General features: G+C 59.4%; 23 protein-coding genes. 9 read left to right on the top strand and 14 right to left on the bottom strand.

All coding sequences use genetic code 11. The features are described 5' to 3' along the window. The first annotated feature begins 120 nt into the window (after positions 1 to 120). Positions 121 to 984 carry an alpha/beta fold hydrolase gene (locus RYH70_RS01870; protein WP_284455161.1) on the top strand — a complete coding sequence of 288 codons (864 nt, stop codon included), beginning with the start codon at positions 121 to 123 and terminating at the stop codon, positions 982 to 984. On the opposite strand, the gene RYH70_RS01865 is transcribed toward RYH70_RS01870, so the two are convergent. From RYH70_RS01865 to RYH70_RS01850, 4 genes are all read right to left on the bottom strand, one after another. After that, the gene (locus RYH70_RS01865) at positions 981 to 2288 is read right to left on the bottom strand and encodes a short-chain fatty acid transporter (protein ID WP_022996951.1); all 1308 of its coding nucleotides are present in this window, start codon (positions 2286 to 2288) and stop codon (positions 981 to 983) included. The genes RYH70_RS01870 and RYH70_RS01865 overlap by 4 nt on opposite strands. Before the next feature lie 145 nt (positions 2289 to 2433). After that, complete coding sequence (locus tag RYH70_RS01860; protein ID WP_031228901.1) at positions 2434 to 2769, bottom strand: zinc ribbon domain-containing protein YjdM; 336 nt, start codon at positions 2767 to 2769, stop codon at positions 2434 to 2436. 131 nt (positions 2770 to 2900) lie between these two features. After that, complete coding sequence (locus RYH70_RS01855) at positions 2901 to 3788, bottom strand: haloalkane dehalogenase (protein ID WP_055099384.1); 888 nt, start codon at positions 3786 to 3788, stop codon at positions 2901 to 2903. A gap of 65 nt (positions 3789 to 3853) precedes the next feature. Then, a complete protein-coding gene (locus tag RYH70_RS01850) occupies positions 3854 to 4303 on the bottom strand; it encodes a GAF domain-containing protein (RefSeq protein WP_233917811.1) in 450 nt (149 codons plus the stop codon). Positions 4304 to 4542: 239 nt separating this feature from the next. On the opposite strand from RYH70_RS01850, the gene RYH70_RS01845 reads away from it, so the two are divergent. Next, positions 4543 to 5118: an NADPH-dependent FMN reductase gene (locus tag RYH70_RS01845; RefSeq protein ID WP_063142133.1), complete on the top strand. Its 576-nt coding sequence runs from the start codon at positions 4543 to 4545 to the stop codon at positions 5116 to 5118. A gap of 187 nt (positions 5119 to 5305) precedes the next feature. Here RYH70_RS01845 and RYH70_RS01840 read toward each other — a convergent pair whose 3' ends face one another. Then, a complete protein-coding gene (locus RYH70_RS01840; RefSeq protein WP_317009710.1) occupies positions 5306 to 5728 on the bottom strand; it encodes a hypothetical protein in 423 nt (140 codons plus the stop codon). Between the two features lie 167 nt (positions 5729 to 5895). Further along, on the bottom strand, positions 5896 to 6411 hold the full coding sequence (locus RYH70_RS01835) for a GNAT family N-acetyltransferase (protein WP_022996957.1): 516 nt from the start codon (positions 6409 to 6411) through the stop codon (positions 5896 to 5898). Between the two features lie 67 nt (positions 6412 to 6478). Here RYH70_RS01835 and RYH70_RS01830 point away from each other — a divergent pair, with 67 nt between their 5' ends. Beyond that, complete coding sequence (locus RYH70_RS01830; RefSeq protein WP_022996958.1) at positions 6479 to 6874, top strand: VOC family protein; 396 nt, start codon at positions 6479 to 6481, stop codon at positions 6872 to 6874. An 8-nt stretch (positions 6875 to 6882) separates the two neighbouring features. Here RYH70_RS01830 and RYH70_RS01825 read toward each other — a convergent pair whose 3' ends face one another. Beyond that, a complete protein-coding gene (locus tag RYH70_RS01825; protein ID WP_317009709.1) occupies positions 6883 to 7356 on the bottom strand; it encodes a nuclear transport factor 2 family protein in 474 nt (157 codons plus the stop codon). 29 nt (positions 7357 to 7385) lie between these two features. After that, positions 7386 to 7919 carry a TetR/AcrR family transcriptional regulator gene (locus tag RYH70_RS01820; RefSeq protein WP_317009708.1) on the bottom strand — a complete coding sequence of 178 codons (534 nt, stop codon included), beginning with the start codon at positions 7917 to 7919 and terminating at the stop codon, positions 7386 to 7388. 206 nt (positions 7920 to 8125) lie between these two features. Here RYH70_RS01820 and RYH70_RS01815 point away from each other — a divergent pair, with 206 nt between their 5' ends. Both RYH70_RS01815 and RYH70_RS01810 read left to right on the top strand, forming a co-directional pair. Further along, complete coding sequence (locus RYH70_RS01815) at positions 8126 to 8821, top strand: glutathione S-transferase N-terminal domain-containing protein (RefSeq protein WP_317009707.1); 696 nt, start codon at positions 8126 to 8128, stop codon at positions 8819 to 8821. An 18-nt stretch (positions 8822 to 8839) separates the two neighbouring features. Next, positions 8840 to 9445: a 2-hydroxychromene-2-carboxylate isomerase gene (locus RYH70_RS01810; protein ID WP_022996962.1), complete on the top strand. Its 606-nt coding sequence runs from the start codon at positions 8840 to 8842 to the stop codon at positions 9443 to 9445. Positions 9446 to 9454: 9 nt separating this feature from the next. On the opposite strand, the gene RYH70_RS01805 is transcribed toward RYH70_RS01810, so the two are convergent. Further along, positions 9455 to 10090, bottom strand: coding sequence for a DUF1287 domain-containing protein (locus RYH70_RS01805; RefSeq protein WP_317009706.1), 636 nt, complete (start codon positions 10088 to 10090; stop codon positions 9455 to 9457). Between the two features lie 112 nt (positions 10091 to 10202). Here RYH70_RS01805 and RYH70_RS01800 point away from each other — a divergent pair, with 112 nt between their 5' ends. Further along, positions 10203 to 11363 carry an AAA family ATPase gene (locus tag RYH70_RS01800; RefSeq protein ID WP_317009705.1) on the top strand — a complete coding sequence of 387 codons (1161 nt, stop codon included), beginning with the start codon at positions 10203 to 10205 and terminating at the stop codon, positions 11361 to 11363. A gap of 18 nt (positions 11364 to 11381) precedes the next feature. Here RYH70_RS01800 and RYH70_RS01795 read toward each other — a convergent pair whose 3' ends face one another. From RYH70_RS01795 to RYH70_RS01785, 3 genes are all read right to left on the bottom strand, one after another. Continuing rightward, complete coding sequence (locus RYH70_RS01795) at positions 11382 to 12383, bottom strand: DUF481 domain-containing protein (RefSeq protein WP_317009704.1); 1002 nt, start codon at positions 12381 to 12383, stop codon at positions 11382 to 11384. 67 nt (positions 12384 to 12450) lie between these two features. Next, complete coding sequence (locus tag RYH70_RS01790) at positions 12451 to 12885, bottom strand: nuclear transport factor 2 family protein (RefSeq protein ID WP_233917816.1); 435 nt, start codon at positions 12883 to 12885, stop codon at positions 12451 to 12453. A 33-nt stretch (positions 12886 to 12918) separates the two neighbouring features. Beyond that, positions 12919 to 13059 carry a hypothetical protein gene (locus tag RYH70_RS01785; protein ID WP_158549002.1) on the bottom strand — a complete coding sequence of 47 codons (141 nt, stop codon included), beginning with the start codon at positions 13057 to 13059 and terminating at the stop codon, positions 12919 to 12921. Between the two features lie 151 nt (positions 13060 to 13210). Here RYH70_RS01785 and lysM point away from each other — a divergent pair, with 151 nt between their 5' ends. Continuing rightward, a complete protein-coding gene (lysM, locus tag RYH70_RS01780; protein ID WP_022996968.1) occupies positions 13211 to 13648 on the top strand; it encodes a peptidoglycan-binding protein LysM in 438 nt (145 codons plus the stop codon). A gap of 22 nt (positions 13649 to 13670) precedes the next feature. Further along, the gene (locus RYH70_RS01775) at positions 13671 to 14057 is read left to right on the top strand and encodes a DUF2780 domain-containing protein (protein WP_022996969.1); all 387 of its coding nucleotides are present in this window, start codon (positions 13671 to 13673) and stop codon (positions 14055 to 14057) included. A gap of 132 nt (positions 14058 to 14189) precedes the next feature. Here the strand turns inward: RYH70_RS01775 and RYH70_RS01770 are convergent, their stop codons facing one another. Both RYH70_RS01770 and RYH70_RS01765 read right to left on the bottom strand, forming a co-directional pair. Further along, entirely contained in the window at positions 14190 to 15392 is a 1203-nt protein-coding gene (locus RYH70_RS01770; RefSeq protein ID WP_317009703.1) for an acyl-CoA dehydrogenase family protein, read from the bottom strand. 53 nt (positions 15393 to 15445) lie between these two features. Then, on the bottom strand, positions 15446 to 16204 hold the full coding sequence (locus RYH70_RS01765) for an IclR family transcriptional regulator domain-containing protein (protein ID WP_317009702.1): 759 nt from the start codon (positions 16202 to 16204) through the stop codon (positions 15446 to 15448). A gap of 137 nt (positions 16205 to 16341) precedes the next feature. Here RYH70_RS01765 and RYH70_RS01760 point away from each other — a divergent pair, with 137 nt between their 5' ends. Next, positions 16342 to 17553: a CaiB/BaiF CoA transferase family protein gene (locus RYH70_RS01760; protein WP_317009701.1), complete on the top strand. Its 1212-nt coding sequence runs from the start codon at positions 16342 to 16344 to the stop codon at positions 17551 to 17553. The last annotated feature ends 80 nt before the right edge of the window (positions 17554 to 17633 follow it).

The raw sequence follows: 17633 nt of genomic DNA, 5'->3' as shown, positions 1-17633 counted from the left end.
AGACCAAGCGCCAGAGTCACCAAGATCCGCAAGTCACCGCCGCTCTTTACCTCCCAGGTAATCGCCTCCATCCCTCGAACCGGCTTAACCTTGCTTCGCATACTGACAAATGGTGAGGCGATGGCGGTACAGCAACATTTCATTACCGTTGGCGGTCTCCGGCTGCACTATCTGGAGCGCGGTCAGGGTGAACCTTTGCTGCTTTTGCACGGCTACCCGCAGAATCATCGTTGCTGGCGACACCAGATTGCGGAACTGGCGCGGTACTACCGGGTAGTGGCGCCGGATTGGTTTGGTTGGGGGCAATCCGAACGCTCTTCGAATCATCAAGCCGATTACCACGCCGAGGTGGAGCGCCTCCAACAGCTGACGCAGACGCTGGGGTTCGATCACTTTAATCTGGCCGGCCACGACTATGGCGGCTTCCTGGCCCTGGGCTTCGCTCAACGCTATCCACGAAACCTGAAACGACTGGCGATCATCAATTCCCGGGCACACCGGTCGTTCACACCGGCCTTCTATCGGCTCACCGCCTTTCAATGCTATTGCGCGCGCCGCGCCCTTCTCGCGCTCCTGTTCACCTATGGACCGCTGTACCACTTGCATCGCCGGACACTGCGGAACTATGTGCCTGGCTGTTTCAATGAGGCGGAACTGGAAGATTACATCGGCTGGCTTCGGCATCGCTCAGGACGGCGCTGGTGGACAAGCTTCTTCCGCCACTATGAGGTCGCGCCACGCCGGGAACTGGAGGAAGGACTGGCGAACCTGCGTCTGCCCACGGCAGTGATCTGGGGGGACGCAGACCGCTTCTGCGATACCACCATTGCCCGGGATCTGGCGGCACGAATTCCCAATGCCGAATTGACGATCCTGCCCGGAGTCGGCCATTTCTCCGTGGAGGAAGCACCGGACGCCGTGCTTCGGGCCCTTGAACAATGGCTGGCCCGCCCGAAGACCGGCCAGCCATACCACGACATCTAGAACCAGGTCAGACCAATACTGATCAGTGCCCCGGTAATGATCAGTTGCACCAGACAGAAGCCCATGATGTCCTTCGCCTTGAGACCGGCGATGGCCAGCACCGGCAATGCCCAGAACGGCTGCAGCAGATTGGTCCAGGCATCCCCCCAGCCCACCGCCATGGCCACCCTGGGCAGATCGGCGCCCAGTTCCTGGGCGGCGGGGATCATCACCGGCGCCTGTACCGCCCACTGCCCGCCGCCGGAAGGCACGAAAATATTCACCACGCCGGCGCTGATAAAGCTCCAGAACGGCAGGGAGTCGGCGCTGGCGATGGAAACGAAGCCGTTGGAGATGGTGGCGGCCAGCCCGGATTGCGTCATGACCGCCATGATGCCGGCGTAAAACGGGAACTGAATGACGATGCCGGCACCGCCTTTGATCGCTTCCTGGAGGCTGTTGAGCAGGCGTCGCGGTGTCTGGTGCAATACGATAGCCAGGAACAGGAACATGAAGTTGACAATATTCAGGTTGAGACCACCGCCACCGGCGAAGTAGTTGATGGCATAGGCAATACCGCTGAAGCCGATCAGCCAGGCCAGGATCCGGCTGTTTTCCAGATGCTCGGCCGGCCGCGTCACCGCCACGTCCACCTCGGTACCATCCTTCAGGGTTTCAGCGTCGACGTAATGGCTGTCCTCCTCCGGCGGCAACATCCATCGATTGACCAGCGGTACGGCGATAAACAACATCACCACGATCGCCAGATTGAAGAAGGAGAAAATCGTCTGCCCGGTGCCGATGATACCGATCTGCTCCTGGGTGAAGTGCCCTTCGGTGGCGATGGTCAGGGGAATGGAGCCCGCCAGCCCACCATGCCAGACGATAAAGCCGGAATAGGCGGCGGCAATCAACAACGGGTAATGCACCCGCACCTGCCGGGCTAATGCCTTGGCGAACAATCCACCCACCACCAGGCCAAAGCCCCAGTTGATCCAACTGGCCGCCAAGGCCACGTAGGTCACCAACAAGATAGCCTGCCCCGGTGTGCGGGCCAGTGATGCCAATCGATTGAGAATGCCTTTTACCAGAGGGGTACTGGCGAGCATGAAGCCGGTGACCAGCACCAGCAACATCTGCATGGAGAACGTCAGCAGGCCCCAGAAACCGTCTCCCCACATCACCATAACGGCATGCGGGGAGTTGCCTTCAACCAGCATCGCGGCGGCAAACGCCACCAGCGTCAGAATCAGTACAAATATATAAGGGTCCGGCAGATAGCGTTCCACCAGACGCACGAAGGGTTTGGCGATGGTATTCAACATGAGGGTCTCCCAGTTGTTATCGTTATTCCGCCAATGGCGGATTAAACAACAGAATAGGGAACCGCCAAACGACCGCCTACCTCAATTCGACCTTTGACTAAAAAAACGGAAACACCCCCCTGGGCGGAGGGTGTAAACAAAGAAATCAGACTTTCTTGACGAACGCGGACTTCAGTTTCATTGCCCCGATGCCATCGATCTTGCAATCGATATTGTGATCACCGTCCACCAGGCGGATATTCTTCACCTTGGTACCGACCTTCACCACCGAGGAGGAGCCTTTGATCTTGAGATCCTTGATCACGGTCACGGTGTCACCATCCTCAAGGACCGTTCCATTGGCGTCCCGGACCATAGATTCGCTATCCGCGCTTTCGCTCTCGGTATTCCATTCATAAGCGCACTCCGGACAGACAAAAAACGCACCGTCCTCGTACGTGTATTCGGAGCCACATTGCGGGCAGGAAGGTAAAGTACTCACTGGTGCATCCTGTTCAGTCTGAAGGGAAGTAAGGGACCGCGGGTCATGGTCAGCCGGCATGCTTCCCGGGAGGGCCATCATACTCCGATCACCATGAAACGGCATGCCGGTTCCAAAACCGCGGACGCCCCTTATGAATTGGGCATGGCCTCCAGCCAGCGCGCCACCGCCTGCCCGATCTCCACCGGCGAGTCTTCCTGAAGAAAGTGATTGCCGCGCACCGTCACCTCGGTTTGGTTCGGCCAGGTGCGGCAAAACTCACGCTGCCGGCCAATTAAAATGGAGCCCGGATCCGCGTTGACGAACAGCTTCGGCAGCGGCGATGCCGCCAGCCAGTCGGCGTAATCCCGCACCACTCGAACCATTTCCGCGGGTTCGCCATCAATAGGAATGTCCCGGGGCCAGTTCAGGGTCGGCTGACGATCTTCCGGTTTCTGGAACGGACGCCGGTATTCCGCCATTTCCGCTTCACTCAGATCACGAATTACCGAGCCCGGCAATACCGCCTCGACAAACATGTTCCGATTGAGGATCAGATCCTCGCCCTTGTCGGAGCGAAAACCCTTGAAGATGCCCCGTGCCGCCTCCGGCCAATCCTCCCAGGTCACCGGCATGACGATGGCTTCCATATAAGCAATGCCTTTCACCGCATCCGGATGACAACGGGCCCAATGAAACCCCAGCGCACTGCCCCAATCGTGCACCACCAACGTGACCCGCTGATGACATCCCAGCGCCTCCAGCAGGCCTTCCAGATAATGGTAAGCGGTATCGAAGCCGTAGGCTTCGGCCCCTTCTCCGGCGGGCAGCTTTTCCGAGTCACCCTGCCCGATCAGATCCGGGGCGATCAGGCGGCCCTGTCCGGCCAATTCCGGCATGACATTACGCCAGAGAAAGGATGATGTGGGGTTACCGTGGAGGAAAACAATCGGATCGCCCTCGCCTTCATCCACATAGGCCAGGCGTTTGCCGTGGATAACCTTCTCATGTTTTGGATAAGGGAGCTGTTCTCTGAGCATGATGTCCTCCTGTTATGGTTATTGATGACAACGGCCCCACATTCTCCTCCGCCCTCCCAAGGTACTCAACCCGTTATGCCCGCTATCCCCTGCCGCGCCAGCAACGCCTCGCGAACATCTCTACCGGCGCGATGTAACTCACGGATATCGTTATGGAAAAAGCTCTTGGCGATCACAGTCTGGATCACCAGCACACCGATCAGTTGATCGTCATTGCGCAAAGGGATCCCCAGGTAACTCTTGAAGCGCTCCTCGCCGGAGTTGGCCACATGATGATAGTCCGGATGATCGGCTACCTGCCTTGCCACCACCGGCTGACCAGTACGCGCCACCTTGCCGGTCAACCCCTGTGAAAACGTCATCCGTGCCCCCATAGCCTCCGGGTCCAACCCACTGCTGGCCACCAATTCCAGCTCTCCCGTTTCCGGCAAAGCCAGATACAGGCTACAGACGTCCACCGCCAACGCCAGGCGAACCGCTTCAACCCTTTCCTGCATGGTACTTTGATATCCCATCTCCCCCCCTTTCGTTGAGCGCCATTGTCCAAAGCATGAATCAGTGGAGGCAAGTTGCATGCCAGTAGCGCCGGAGACATCGGCACTCTTGTCTTCATCCATCGCCGTCACACCATTTCAACACCGCGATGCTTTGCGCCTATCGCCACAAGAGATCGAACCTTCCTTGATCTAAACCTTGCTTTAGGTTTTAGAGTCACAACCACGATTTCATCACACCAGCTGACTGGAGTAACAACATGGCCAAACCAATCCGTATTGCCTTGATTTACGGCAGCACCCGGGAAGGCCGATTCTGCGATACGATCATCCGCTGGGCGGCCCGCGAGATCGATGGCCACGAAGCCTTCGAGCTGGACGTCATCGATCCCTCGCCCTTGTTTCCGAACCCTGCCAATGAGCCTCCGAGCGACTCCGCCGCCAATGATTTGCAGCAACGCCTGGATCGCGCCGACGCCTTCGTGGTCGCCACGCCGGAGTACAATCACAGCTTCAGCGCGCCCCTGAAGCACCTGTTGGACAGTATTTATGGCGTCTGGCAGGCCAAACCGGTGGCTTTCATCAGCTACGGAGGCGTGTCCGGCGGGTTGCGGGCCGTGGAGCAATTGCGGCTGGTGTTCGCCGAACTTCACGCCGCCACCATTCGGCAGGTGGTGAGCTTCCCCAATGCACCCGAGCAATTCGACGAACAGGGATATCCGCGGGATCCGGAGCGGACCTCACGGAATCTCACCAAACTGCTGGCACAGTTGTGGTGGTGGGCGAACGCCCTGCGGCAAGCAAGGCAGGAAGAGGCGTATGCGGGCGTGTCGTGACAGTGAGACTGGATTACGAAGCCGTCGTGGGAGCTTGTCCGGGCCGCTGCAAGCGAATACCCGACACCATACACCGCATTCGCCAGCAGGCTGGCTCCCACAGCGGCCTTGTAGCAACTTCTGAATTCATTTCTCCAAGGCCCGCAAACAGGCTTGGGGAACCGCCCGGACGGCGGGCAACCGAGAACTAGTGCGTCTTCTCATTCTCCTCCTCATCCAGCAACTCCAGGATGAGCTTCTCTCCCCGGTTCATGAACGGTCCCAGTCGTTCCACGAAAAGAACCATTAATTCCCGGTCGCATTCGATCACTGTTCCCACCCACATTTTGAACAGGGCAAAAGCGTAGGAAGCAAAGCGGTCCGTTTCCGCGTATTCATCCTCGCGCTGATTCAGTTCCTCGATATAGCCCATCTTCACGTCTTCCGAGGCCATCATGAACTCATCCATGGTGCCAAAGCGGCTGAAGAACAAACCGGAAGCACGCGCCAGGTGGAAACTCACCGCCTCCTGCGCCACGTCATTGGCCTTTTCCAGACGGGTAATGGCTTCTTCAATCTCCGTTTTGAAATCGTCGCGGGTATAGGGGTCTTGCCCATCACTGAATTCCATGGTTCTCATCCCTTAGTTATTCTGTTGTTCCATCATTAAGAAACAGACTGTTTCCCCTTCCCCTTTTAAGCAGCCGCCAGGCTGGTGTCAACAATCGGAAGGGGAACGACGTCTCGTCAGAAAAAGGGGACATACACTATTTGCGCCGTCCCTGTCATGAGCGATGACTATGGCTCCGGCGCGTCCGTCAGGAAACACTGCCAGTACCCGACATCGATCCAGCGCTCGAATTTTCGGCCCACCGCACGCAGACCGCCGCTTTGCCGGAACCCGACTTTCTCGTGCAACGCCACACTGGCGGCGTTCGGCAAGGCAATAACCGCCATCACCGTATGCAGCCCCTGATGACGAAGTTGTGACAGCAAAGACAGATACAGACGCTCGCCCAGACCCTGACCAACCGCCCCGGCATCAATGTACACCGTGGATTCAACACTGAACCGGTAGGCATGGCGATCATGCCAACGGGTCGCGTAGGCGTATCCGGATAATTCGCCCGCCGTTTCCGCCACCCGCCAGGGCAATGACGACGCCTTGACTTTCTGGATGCGCCGGGCCATTTCCACCGCCGCTACCGGTTCCGTTTCAAAGGTCGCGATGCTTCGGTGGACGTAATGGTTATACAAAGGCGCCATGGCTTCGGCATCAGCGAGGCAAGCATCTCGGATCACGGTCTCCGGCATTGTCTCCATCCTTCAATGATGACTAGACTGATGCTCCTGATTTTTGCCTTTTTGACCGGAGCGCGCCATGGCACAGGCAATCACTCCTTTTTTAATGTTCCAGGGCAACGCCGAAGCGGCGTTGCGCTTTTATGTCTCTCTGATCGAGGATAGCGAGATCATCAGCCTGTCACATTATGACGAGACACAGCCGGAGGCCGCCGGAAGGGTGTATCAGGCCATGTTTCGCCTGGGGCAGCAGAGGGTTCGTTGCATCGACTCACCAGTTCCCCATGATTTCGATTTCACGCCGTCGTTTTCCTTCTTCATCGACTGTGACAGCGAAGAAGAGCTGACCTCCCTTTATAACCGTTTGTCCGAACAAGGGGAGGTCATGATGCCTTTGGACGATTATGGATTCAGTACTCGTTTTGCCTGGGTAGCCGACCGTTTCGGTGTGTCCTGGCAACTCAATCTGCCATGACCGGTCGGTTATAGGCCCAGATCGGATAAACCGGGGTGGTCGTCGGGGCGCCGTCCCAATGGCCAGTGGAATTTACGCTCCTGCTCGCCAATCGGCAGGTCGTTGATACTGGAGTATCGATGGCGCATCAGACCATCATCGTCAAACTCCCAATTCTCGTTACCGTAGGATCTGAACCAGTTGCCGGAATCATCCCGCCATTCATAGGCATAGCGCACGGCGATGCGATTCTCCGAGAACGCCCATAGCTCCTTGATCAGACGGTATTCCAGCTCCTTGTTCCATTTGCGTTCAAGGAAGGCGCGGGCCTCGTCCCGGCCTTGCACGAACTCGGCCCGATTCCGCCAACGGGTATCCAGGCTATAGGCCATCGCGACCTTATCGGCATCCCGGCTGTTCCAGCCATCTTCCGCCAAACGCACCTTCTCAAGGGCGCTGTCACGGGTAAAGGGGGGCAATGGTGGGCGTGGTGCGGTGGTCATGATCGGTCTCCAGTGGCTTATAAAACGTCTCAATCCTGAATCAACTGGCGCGCCATGCGCGCGGCCCGTTGCGCCGCCCGGTAATCTCCCCCGACCCGGGCGCAGGTAATCGCGCCGTCGAGCAGAATCAACAGGTCCGCGGACGCTGTTTCCACGTCGCTCACCCCGCACTCCGCCAGCACCGAACAAAGATAATCCCGCAATCGGCGCTTGTGGGCCCGGGCCACGTCATGAATGGGGCCAGCGGCGACTTCGCCGGCGGCGTTAATGAAAGCACAGCCATTGAAATCATCCCGGGCAAACCAGTCCGCCAGCGCTTCGAAGATCGCCTGCAAGCGTGGCGGCCCCGGCGGCGCCGCTTCGCATTCCGAGACGAGCCAGCGCATCCAACGCTCGTCCCGCTCACGCAGCGCCTCCGCCACCAGCGCTTCCTTGGTGGGGAAGTACCGGTAAATACTTTTCCTGGCCACGCCGGATTCACGCACGATGCGATCCATGCCTGTGGCGTGAATGCCACCGCTATAGATCAGCTGTTCGGTGACAGCGAGCAGCTTTGCTCTCACTGTTTGCGGAGACTCCGTGGCGGATTGTCGTGCTGAAGTGATCATGATCAAGAGAGTAGAACGATCGTTCTCAATCGTCAACCCGCTCCTCTCATGACAACCATCATCCGATCCGTCGCTTTCGCGAAACCGGTGGGAATGTTTTAGATTGGTTTGGCCCGGCGGCATGCCGCCCATAATCATGACAACCACTCCGGGAGACGCTCGTGCTTGACCTGTACTACTGGCCCACCCCCAATGGCTGGAAAATCACCATCATGCTGGAGGAGTGCGGGCTGCCTTACCGCATCGTGCCGGTCAATATCGGCGCGGGAGAGCAATTCGATCCCACGTTTCTCGCCCTCAGCCCCAATGGCCGGATGCCGGCACTGGTGGATCACGCTCCGGAGGATGGCGGCGAGCCGGTTTCCCTTTTCGAAAGCGGAGCCATCCTGGAGTATCTGGCCGAGAAGAGTGGCCGCTTCCTGCCCGCGGACCTGCGTGGACGCTATCGGGTCAAACAGTGGCTGATGTGGCAAATGGGCGGCTTGGGCCCGATGCTGGGTCAAAACGGTCATTTCCTGTTATACGCACCGGAAAAAGTCCCCTATGCCATTGACCGCTACGGCCGCGAAGCCCGACGCCTCTACGGCGTGCTGGATCACGCTCTTTCTGACACTCCTTGCGTGGCCGGCGACTATTCCATAGCCGACATGGCTATCTTTCCCTGGGTGATGACCCACAAAGCCCAGGGCATCACGCTGGACGACTTTCCCAACGTAGCACGCTGGTTCTCACAGTTGCGGGGCCGCGAAGCCCTGCAAAAAGGCCTGGCGGTGGGCAAGACGCTGCGCCAGAGCACCATGTCCGACGACGCCAAACGAGTCCTGTTCGGCCAGAACCAAACCGCGACCAACGAATAACACCATAAGGATTTCGCCATGATCGAGTTTTACTTCGACTGCTCCAGCCCCTGGACTTATCTGGGCTTCGAGAGTATTCAAAACGTCGCCAAGGACACCGGCACCAGCATCGAATGGAAACCCATTCTGGTGGGCGGCATCTTCAATACCATCAATCCCTCCGTGTACGCTTCGCGGGAAAAACCAGTACCGCAGAAAGCGAGCTATATGCGCAAGGATCTGCGGGACTGGGCGCGCTATCAGGGGCTGGAGATCAATTGGCCGGAGGTGTTTCCGGTGAACAGCGTCAAGGCCATGCGCGGCTGTCTCTGGCTCGCCCCTCAGGGCAAGCTGGTGCCATTCGCCCGGGCGGTGTTCCAGAGCTATTGGCGCGATGGCAAGGACATCGCCCAGGACGACCAGTTGATCCCGATTCTGGAACAGCTGGGCGTGGACCGGGATGCTTTCTTCGCCGGCATCCAGGAACCCGGGATCAAGGACCAGTTGCGCGAGAATACGGAGACCGTCATGCGACGGGGCGGTTTCGGTTCACCCACTATTTTTATCGACGGCGATGACATGTACTTCGGCAATGACCGGATGCCGTTGATTCAGGCCGCCATTGAACGGCGGCAGGGCCGCTGAGACAACATATCAATGGGCATCGACAGGCGATGCCTGCCGGCTGGGAGGCCGGATATAACGGTAGTGCCCGGTGATGGGATAAGAGAACAGCAGATCCTCCAATTGCGGTCCGCGCCCGATGTTGTGAACGATCAAGGGGCGGCCGCTGTCGGTGGAACGTTGCCCGGTCACCACGCCGATATGCGGAAGATTACCGGGCAGCATCCAGGTGACCAGATCACCGGGGCGGTAGGCATCGGCCTGGTCGGAGACTGGCAGCGCCGCCCCCTGGCGTTCGAAGAACGTTTGCAGATTGGGCACTCGCCGGTGATCGATATTGGGATCGGGGCGGCGCAACCCCCAGTGGTTCGGATAGGCGCCGAAGGCTAGCGTCATGTCCTCATGCACCAGACGCTGCAGATCCACCCCGGCCTTGCGATAGGAGCGAATCACCACGTCCGTGCATACACCGATATTGTCGGGCACATCACCGTTGGGGTAGCCAATACGGCGATAGCCGCCGTCATAGGTGACGGACACCCGGGTGCGTGCCATGGCGGCATCGACCAGGGCGGCCACGAAGGCGGACTCCGTCGAGGGTTGAGCCACCAGCGGCAACGGCATCGCCCCCAACAGGGCACTGACAATGATGGCAACGGTTTTCATGGGCGCCAGCATAGCACGGCGCCGATGATGCGGAAGGCCCGCTGCCACCGCCTTGAATCAGCGCCGGGATTCCCTTTTACTGGCCACTCCCCGCTACCAGGAACCGCCCGGCATGCTGACCACGCTGGCCATTGGCAACTACCGTTCCGTTCTGAATCTGACCGTGCCGCTGGGGCCCCTGAATGTGGTCACCGGCGCCAACGGCAGCGGCAAATCCAATCTGTACCGCGCCCTGCGGTTGCTGGCCGCCACCGCGCGTGACGACGTGATCGCCGCCCTGGCCGCCGAAGGCGGGCTGGAATCCACGTTCTGGGCCGGACCGGAGACCCTCACCAAAGGCATGCGCAACGGCTCGGTGCCGGTGCAGGGCGGGCCTCGCCAGCACAGCCGCCGCCTGCGTCTCGGATTCAACGATGAGGACTATGGCTATCTGATCGAGCTGGGTCTGCCGAAACCGGACGCCACCACCGCCTTCAATCTGGACCCGGAGATAAAACGGGAACTGATCTGGGCCGGCTCCGGCTATCGTCCGGCCACGACGCTGGTGGATCGCCGCGGCCCGCTGGTGAAAATCCGGGGAGAAGGCCCCTGGCAGGTTATCAGCGAACACCTCAACAGCTTCGACAGCCTGTTCAGTCAGGTGGCCGACGCCCGCACCACACCAGAGGTGGTCCCCCTGCGCGAGCGGATTCGCGGTTGGCGCTTCTACGACCACTTTCGCACCGATCAGGACGCCCCCGCCCGGCAGGTCCAGCTGGGCACCCGTACCCCCGTGCTGCATCACGACGGGCGCGATCTGGCGGCGGCCCTGCAAACCATTCGGGAAATCGGCGATGCCCGGGCGCTCGACAGTGCCATCGAGGATGCCTTTCCCGGCGCGCGCCTGGCCATCGTTCCCCTGGACGACGGCCGGCTCAAGATCGCCTTCCACCAGTACGGCCTGCTCCGTCCGCTGACAGCGGCGGAGCTGTCCGATGGCACACTGCGTTATCTGCTTCTGATCGCGGCCTTGCTGACACCACGGCCGCCCTCACTGATGGTTCTGAACGAACCGGAAAACAGCCTGCATCCGGATCTGCTCCCGGCCCTGGCGCGATTGATTGCCCGCGCCAGCCGCCACAGTCAGGTGTGGGTGATCAGCCATGCCAGCCGCCTGGTGGCGGCTCTCAATCAGGCACCGGACTGCCATGGCGTGGAATTGGAAAAAGAACTTGGGGAAACCCGCATCATGGGCCAGGGATTGCTGAATACCCCCATATGGAACTGGCCCTAGTTCAGCACACCGGCCCACTCACCAACCGATGCCCAGGCCAAGACTGTAATCGGTTTCATCCAGGTCCTCGGAGAAATCCTTCACCAGATCGGTTTCCACTTTCATGCTCAGCGAAGCCCAGTCGGTGAGCCGGTAGCGCACCCCGAATTCCGCATCCACGGAATACCCCTCCACACCACTCAGAGCCTTGCCGACACTGCCGCGGCTGAACAATTCGAAGGTTTTGCCCACCAGATACCGGTTGTAATCCCATTGCATGCCCAACGCGTAGAAGGCCTTGTCACTCCTCTCCGCGTAGGAGAACTGGTTGTAACTGAGCAACCACGCCAGGGAAAAAGCCCCCAGTTCATTGTCCCAGAACTGGTAACCTGGTCCCGCTCCCAGGGAACGGCGCCGACGGACATTCTCGAACCAGTCGCGCTGGTATTCGTAGCGGGTCTGCCAGAACCGGCTCTCGGTGACGAAGCGGTCCAGCGCGTACTTGGCGCTCCAGTCCTGCTCGATACGCACATCGTCACGGAACTTGCGGTTGTAGTCCGCCTGCAGGTTATGCCGCCAGGGCCCGTGCCGGGCTTGATTGTTCAGGGCCAGGTCGAAGTCGTCGGTGTCCCGCTCAGCCCGCTCATAATTGATGTCGAATTCCAGATCCCCGGTCCATTCCAGATCCTGAAGGAAGGGCTTGGGGCGCAACATACGGGTAACACTGGCCAGTTCCACCGCGGTTTTTTCTCCGTTGCTGACCACGATCCGGCCAGGCTGTCCCGCCGCCACTGTCTTACTGACTTCGCCATTGCCCCCTGGCCACTTCACCAGCAGCTCGTGGTCACTCTGCAGCGTGCTGATCATCTCCCGGTCAATGGGCACCGAGCCCGCGTAAGGTGTTTCCAACAGCAGCTTGGTACTGTCCATCAGCACGATCTCGCCAGTGAGCCGGTCACCATTCTTCAACCAGACGGTGTCGCCCACGGCGCCGGTGCTGAATGCGAGCAGGAAAACACAAAAAGAAAGTCTGAAGGGCATGAGGGCGACGTCGAGTGATCCAGCGGACAGGGCGATTGTCCTTGGGCCAGAGCCGCTATTCAAGCCGTCAGCGCATCCAGGGGCGCGCCGTGCCGGAGCGCCACCAGCCCGGCCAGGTCTTGGGCGTGGCCAGGATGTGAAGCATCAGTGGCGTTGGATCAAAATAGGTATCCCGACGACAAGCCTTGTCTTCCCTCAACTGAAAGTGATCCACCGCCGGCCATGTCAAAGGCTTTCCTCCCACCGTCGCGGACACCTGAATCCGGATCAGCAGCGAGGCATCATGCATACCCCAATCTCGTACCTCGGCGCGCAGATCGGGCAGCCATCGAAATAATCGCCGAAATTCCTCCCGCGCCGCTTCCAGCCCTTGCATGGGTTTCGCCAACGGCTGAGTCAAAACGGCATCCGGGGTCAGGAGGCTCGCCATTGCTTCCGGGCTTGGAGAACGCCAGAAAGTGGCGAAACGATCAACGAAGTCATTCCCATAGTGCTGGATCATTGGTGGCCTCTCCGGTTGCTGAAAAGTTCCACTCTAGCCACGCCACCAGCACACCGCGATTACCTCCCAGGTCATATCCGCCCGGCCATCAGCGATCACCGGGGTGATTACCTTCATCACGGTAATCACGCCCCGGGCATCATGCATGCGGCATCGATAATCCAATAGTTGCATGGCATGAGGCGCCGCCGTCACGAGACAATCACAAAATAGTGTTGAATTACGGTAAGAAAAGATCACCCGGCATGGTGTTTGCCGTGCCAATAGGGAAATAATCAATCCCTGGCCCCGAGCCTGACCCACCTTAATGTATGAGGAATGCAACATGGATCTGTTCAGCTTTGCGAAAAACATCGGTAAGAAACTGTTCGGTAGCGATGACACGGACGCGGCCGAGAAAATCAAAGCACACATTCTGGAAGACAATCCCGGCGTGTCGAACCTGGAGGTGAAATTCGCCGACGGCTGCGCCACGCTCAGTGGCGATTGCGAAAACCAGGCCGCCAAGGAAAAAACCGTACTGTTGGCCGGCAACGTTGAAAACGTGGAAAAAGTGGAAGGTGACGCCCTCACTCTGCCGGCGGAAGCCGCGGTTGAAGAAGTGGAGTACTACGAAATTCAGAAAGGCGACACTTTGTGGAAAGTGGCCAGCCAGTTTTACGGTGACGGCAACAAATACACCGCTATCTTTGAAGCCAACCGCGAAGTCATCAAGGACCCTGACCTGATCTACCCGGGCCAGAAAATCCGTATTCCCAAATAAATACCGGCAAGGAGACAAGGCCATGGACCTGATCAACCAACTGGTATCCACTCTCGGGGTCAGTGGCCAGCAAGCCGAAGGCGGTACCGGCCTGCTGATGAAGCTGGTGAAGGACAACCTCTCCGGCACCGACTTCGGCCGCATTCTGGGCGCCGAACCCAAGCTGGAAGGGATGATGTCGCAAGCCCCGGAAAGTGGCGGTGACTCCCTGCTGGGCATGGCCGGAGGCCTGCTTTCCAGCATGGGCAGTGACAAGCTGGCCGGGCTGACACAGATCGCCGGCGGCATGCAAAAGCTGGGGCTGGACAAGGATACTCTGGTGCAGTTTATCCCGGTGATCCTGCAGTATTTCCAGAAACAAGGGCAAGGCGATATCGCCAGTCTGATTCAGAAAGCACTGCCGTTCTGAGACAACAGGCTCCGGTAATAAACACGCCTTCGTTAAAGGGCCATTACGGCCCATAAAACGGGACTACGAAGCCCGCCGTGGGAGCTTCCCTTGCAAGGCAAGCTCCCGCTGCGGCCTTCCACACCACCGGCGCTACAACATTCCCGCGAAGCGGTTACGCATGGCGTGCCGAGTGGCATCCTTGATACCCAGGGAGTCCTCGCCAATCAGCACCCGCTGCACGTTCTCGGATCCCTCTCCCACCGTCAGCATGTCAATGTAAGCGTTGATCTTCTTGACCGGGTATTCCGCGGTCAAGGCATTGCCTCCCAGGACTTCCCGTGCCACATCCCCAGCCAAGCGCGCCGCCTGAGTGGCGAAGTATTTGGCACGGGACGCCACCCGGGTCGACACCCTCCCCTGGTCCATGGTCCAACCCACCCGATGCGACATCAGACGCGCCGCCTCCACCGCCACCGTGGCATCGGCGATGCGCTCCTGAATCAACTGGAAGCGGGCGATCGGCTTACCGCCAATGATGCGCTCGTTGGCGTAATTTCGCGCCACATCCAGAGCGGACTGCGCCAGACCGGTCAACCGGCCGCTGACGGTCAGACGGCCGTACTCCAGAGCGTTCATGGCGATGCGGAACCCCTCACCCTCCTCACCCAGGCGATTCTCCACCGGCACCACGAAGTCATCCAGAAACACGGTGCAACTGCGCAGCGATCTGGACAGGCCCGGCAATTCGATGGGTTGCGCGCTGTAGCCCTCGAATAGCTTCGGCTGCACGATGAACGCGGTAATCCCGGTATGCGCCGGATCGGCGTGCGGGTCGGTTTTGGCAAACAACACCCCCACATCAGTGGCATGGGAAAAAGTAATCCACATTTTCGAACCGTTCAGGCGGTACACGTCGCCATCGCGCCTGGCCACGGTGCGCATGGAACCGGCCGGATCGGAGCCACTGCCTTCTTCGGACAGGGCGAACATGCCAATCTGTTCACCAGCAATCAATCCCGGCACGAATCGCCGCGCCTGCTCTTCCGTGCCCCAGTTGTAGATGGTGTAGGGGCAGGTCATCGATTGCATGTTCATGGCGTAACCGAATTCCGGCGCCAGCCGGGAAATTTCCTCGGCGATCACCGACACCGCCAGAAAGCCGGCGGCACTACCGCCCAACTCTTCCGGAAAAGGTGCGCCGAACAGGCCGGCCTTTCCCATCTCCCGAATCAACGGATAGGCGAATTCCTCACGCTCCTCAAAACCCTTGATGCCGGGAATCAGGTGCTTTTCACAAACATCGGTGACCGCATCACGCAGTGTCACCAGTTCTTCAGGCAGATCGAAATTCATGGTGTCTTCCTATATTAAATCGTCATACGCACAATGACGGTCAGCCATCAGCTTCAGCCTCGATGGCGTTGTTCTATATCCCGGGCGGCGGCGGTAAGCAGCGGAACGTATTTCTGCTCCAGTTCCGTCAGAGACATGACTTGGGCGGGCACAATGATGTTGAAGCAGCACACCACCTGATCGTCATGCCGTACCGGTACCGCCGCCGCCCGAATGGTTTTCATCAACTCCTGATTACTGGTGGCGTAGCCTTGTTTACGCACCTTTTTAATCAGCTTTTCCAGCTTGTCACGGCTGTCCGCCAGAGCCTCATCCGGCTCCTGCAGCGGGGCCAGGAGATCGAGAATCGCCGCTCTCTCCGCATCCGGACAGAACGCCAGATAGGCCCGCCCCAGAGCAGTACTGGTCATCGGTACCCGTGACCCCACCGAACGGTTGATCGAGAACGTACCGGGCTGACGATTGGTGTCGGCGATCACCATCTTGCCGTGCTGATAAAGGGCCAGATCCGAAGGCCAGCCGGTTTTTTCCCGCAATGTCTTCAGAACCGGCGCGGCCACCGCCAACAACGCCTGATCAGGGCGGAAGTTGTTGGACAGGGACAATACCCGCGCGGTAACGATGTAACGCCGAGCGTCGTTCATTACCGAGATGTAGCCGGCATGCACCAGGGTTTCCAGCAACCGTACCGTGGATGCCTTTGGCAATCCGGTGGCCTCGGTAATCTCTCGCAGACTCGCCGGTCCCAACCGGTTGACCGCTTCCAACACTTTCAACCCTTTCAGAACCGCGGACACCGGTGCGTATGCCATCTTCCTCTCTCATGGTTTCCTTGCAGGTTCACCAGATGAACCTTTGATTCAAAATAGCGTTGCACAAAGAAGCAGCACCATGCAAGACTGAAAAAACAAGATCGTCGGCGCCCGGCGCCGTGCCGTAAGGAGATCTCATGTTCGAATTACTGAAGGGCATCCGGGTGCTGGATCTGAGCACCGTGGTACTCGGCCCGTTCGCTTCCCATCTTCTTGCCGACCTGGGCGCCGACGTGATCAAGGTGGAGGCACCGGAAGGAGACATCTTTCGCGCCGCGGCGCCAGCCCGGCACACTGGTATGGGCGCCGGCTTTCTCAATCTGAATCGCAACAAACGTTCTCTGGTCATTGATCTGAAAACCACCGAAGGCCAGGCCACACTGCACAAACTGATCAAGGGCGCCGACGTGCTGCTTCACAACGTGCGCCCGGCCGCCGCACAAAAACTGGGCATCGACGACGCCACCGTACGGAGCCTGAATCCCCGACTGGTGTACTGCGCGGCGGTGGGCTTCGGCGGTGATGGGCCTTATGCCGATGACCCGGCCTATGACGACATCATGCAAGCCATCAGCGGACTGGCCTCCCTCAACCATACCCCCGATTCACCCCCGGCCTTCGCCCCCACTGTCCTGGCCGATAAAGTAGCCGGCCTTTACGCCACCATCGGCATCGCCGCCGCGCTGCTGCACCGCGAGCGCACCGGCCAGGGTGGATCGGTGGAAGCGCCCATGTTCGAGAGTCTGGTGTCTTTTCTATTGGCGGAGCACCTCAGCGGCCACGTGTTCCAGCCTCCGCTAGGGTCATTGCGCTACGACCGCCTGATGACGCCCTACCGGCGCCCCTATCAAACCGCCGACGGCTATCTCGCCGTGCTGCCCTACACCTCACGTCACTGGCAGCGCTTCCTCGGCCTGGTCGGCCGTCATGATCTGGCGAACGCGGACTGGGTGCTGGATCCCTCACGTCGCAGCGAGCGCATTGGCGAACTGTATCAAGTGGCGGCGGAATGCATGCCCGCACAGACCACCGCCTACTGGCTTGCCGCGCTCAAGGAGCAGGACATTCCCTGTGGCCCGGTGAACACCTTGGAGGATTTGCTCGACGATCCACATCTGCAGGCGGTGGATTTCTTTCAGGAAATCGATCACCCCAGCGAAGGCAAACTACTGGGTACCCGGCACCCGTTGCGCTTCATCGGGGCCGTCACCCACCCCGACCGGCCGGCGCCGCGGCTCGGGGAAGACAGTCAAAGTGTGCTGGCCGACGCCGGATTCAGTGACGCTGAGATCCGTGCTTTGCGGGCCAGAGCCGTGGTCAGCATGCCCGCCGCCAACGATCCCGGCTGACCGTCAAACCGACTCAGGCATCCGCAGGATTGGTGGGGCCGCCGCAGTTGATTAGAATGGGCGGTTTCCCGTCGCATCAG

The organism is Alloalcanivorax xenomutans (genome assembly GCF_032810065.1).
Classification (GTDB): Bacteria; Pseudomonadota; Gammaproteobacteria; order Pseudomonadales; family Alcanivoracaceae; genus Alloalcanivorax; species Alloalcanivorax xenomutans.
The sequence above is the reverse complement of the archived record's forward strand: the minus strand, read 5'-3'. Positions and strand labels throughout refer to the sequence as shown.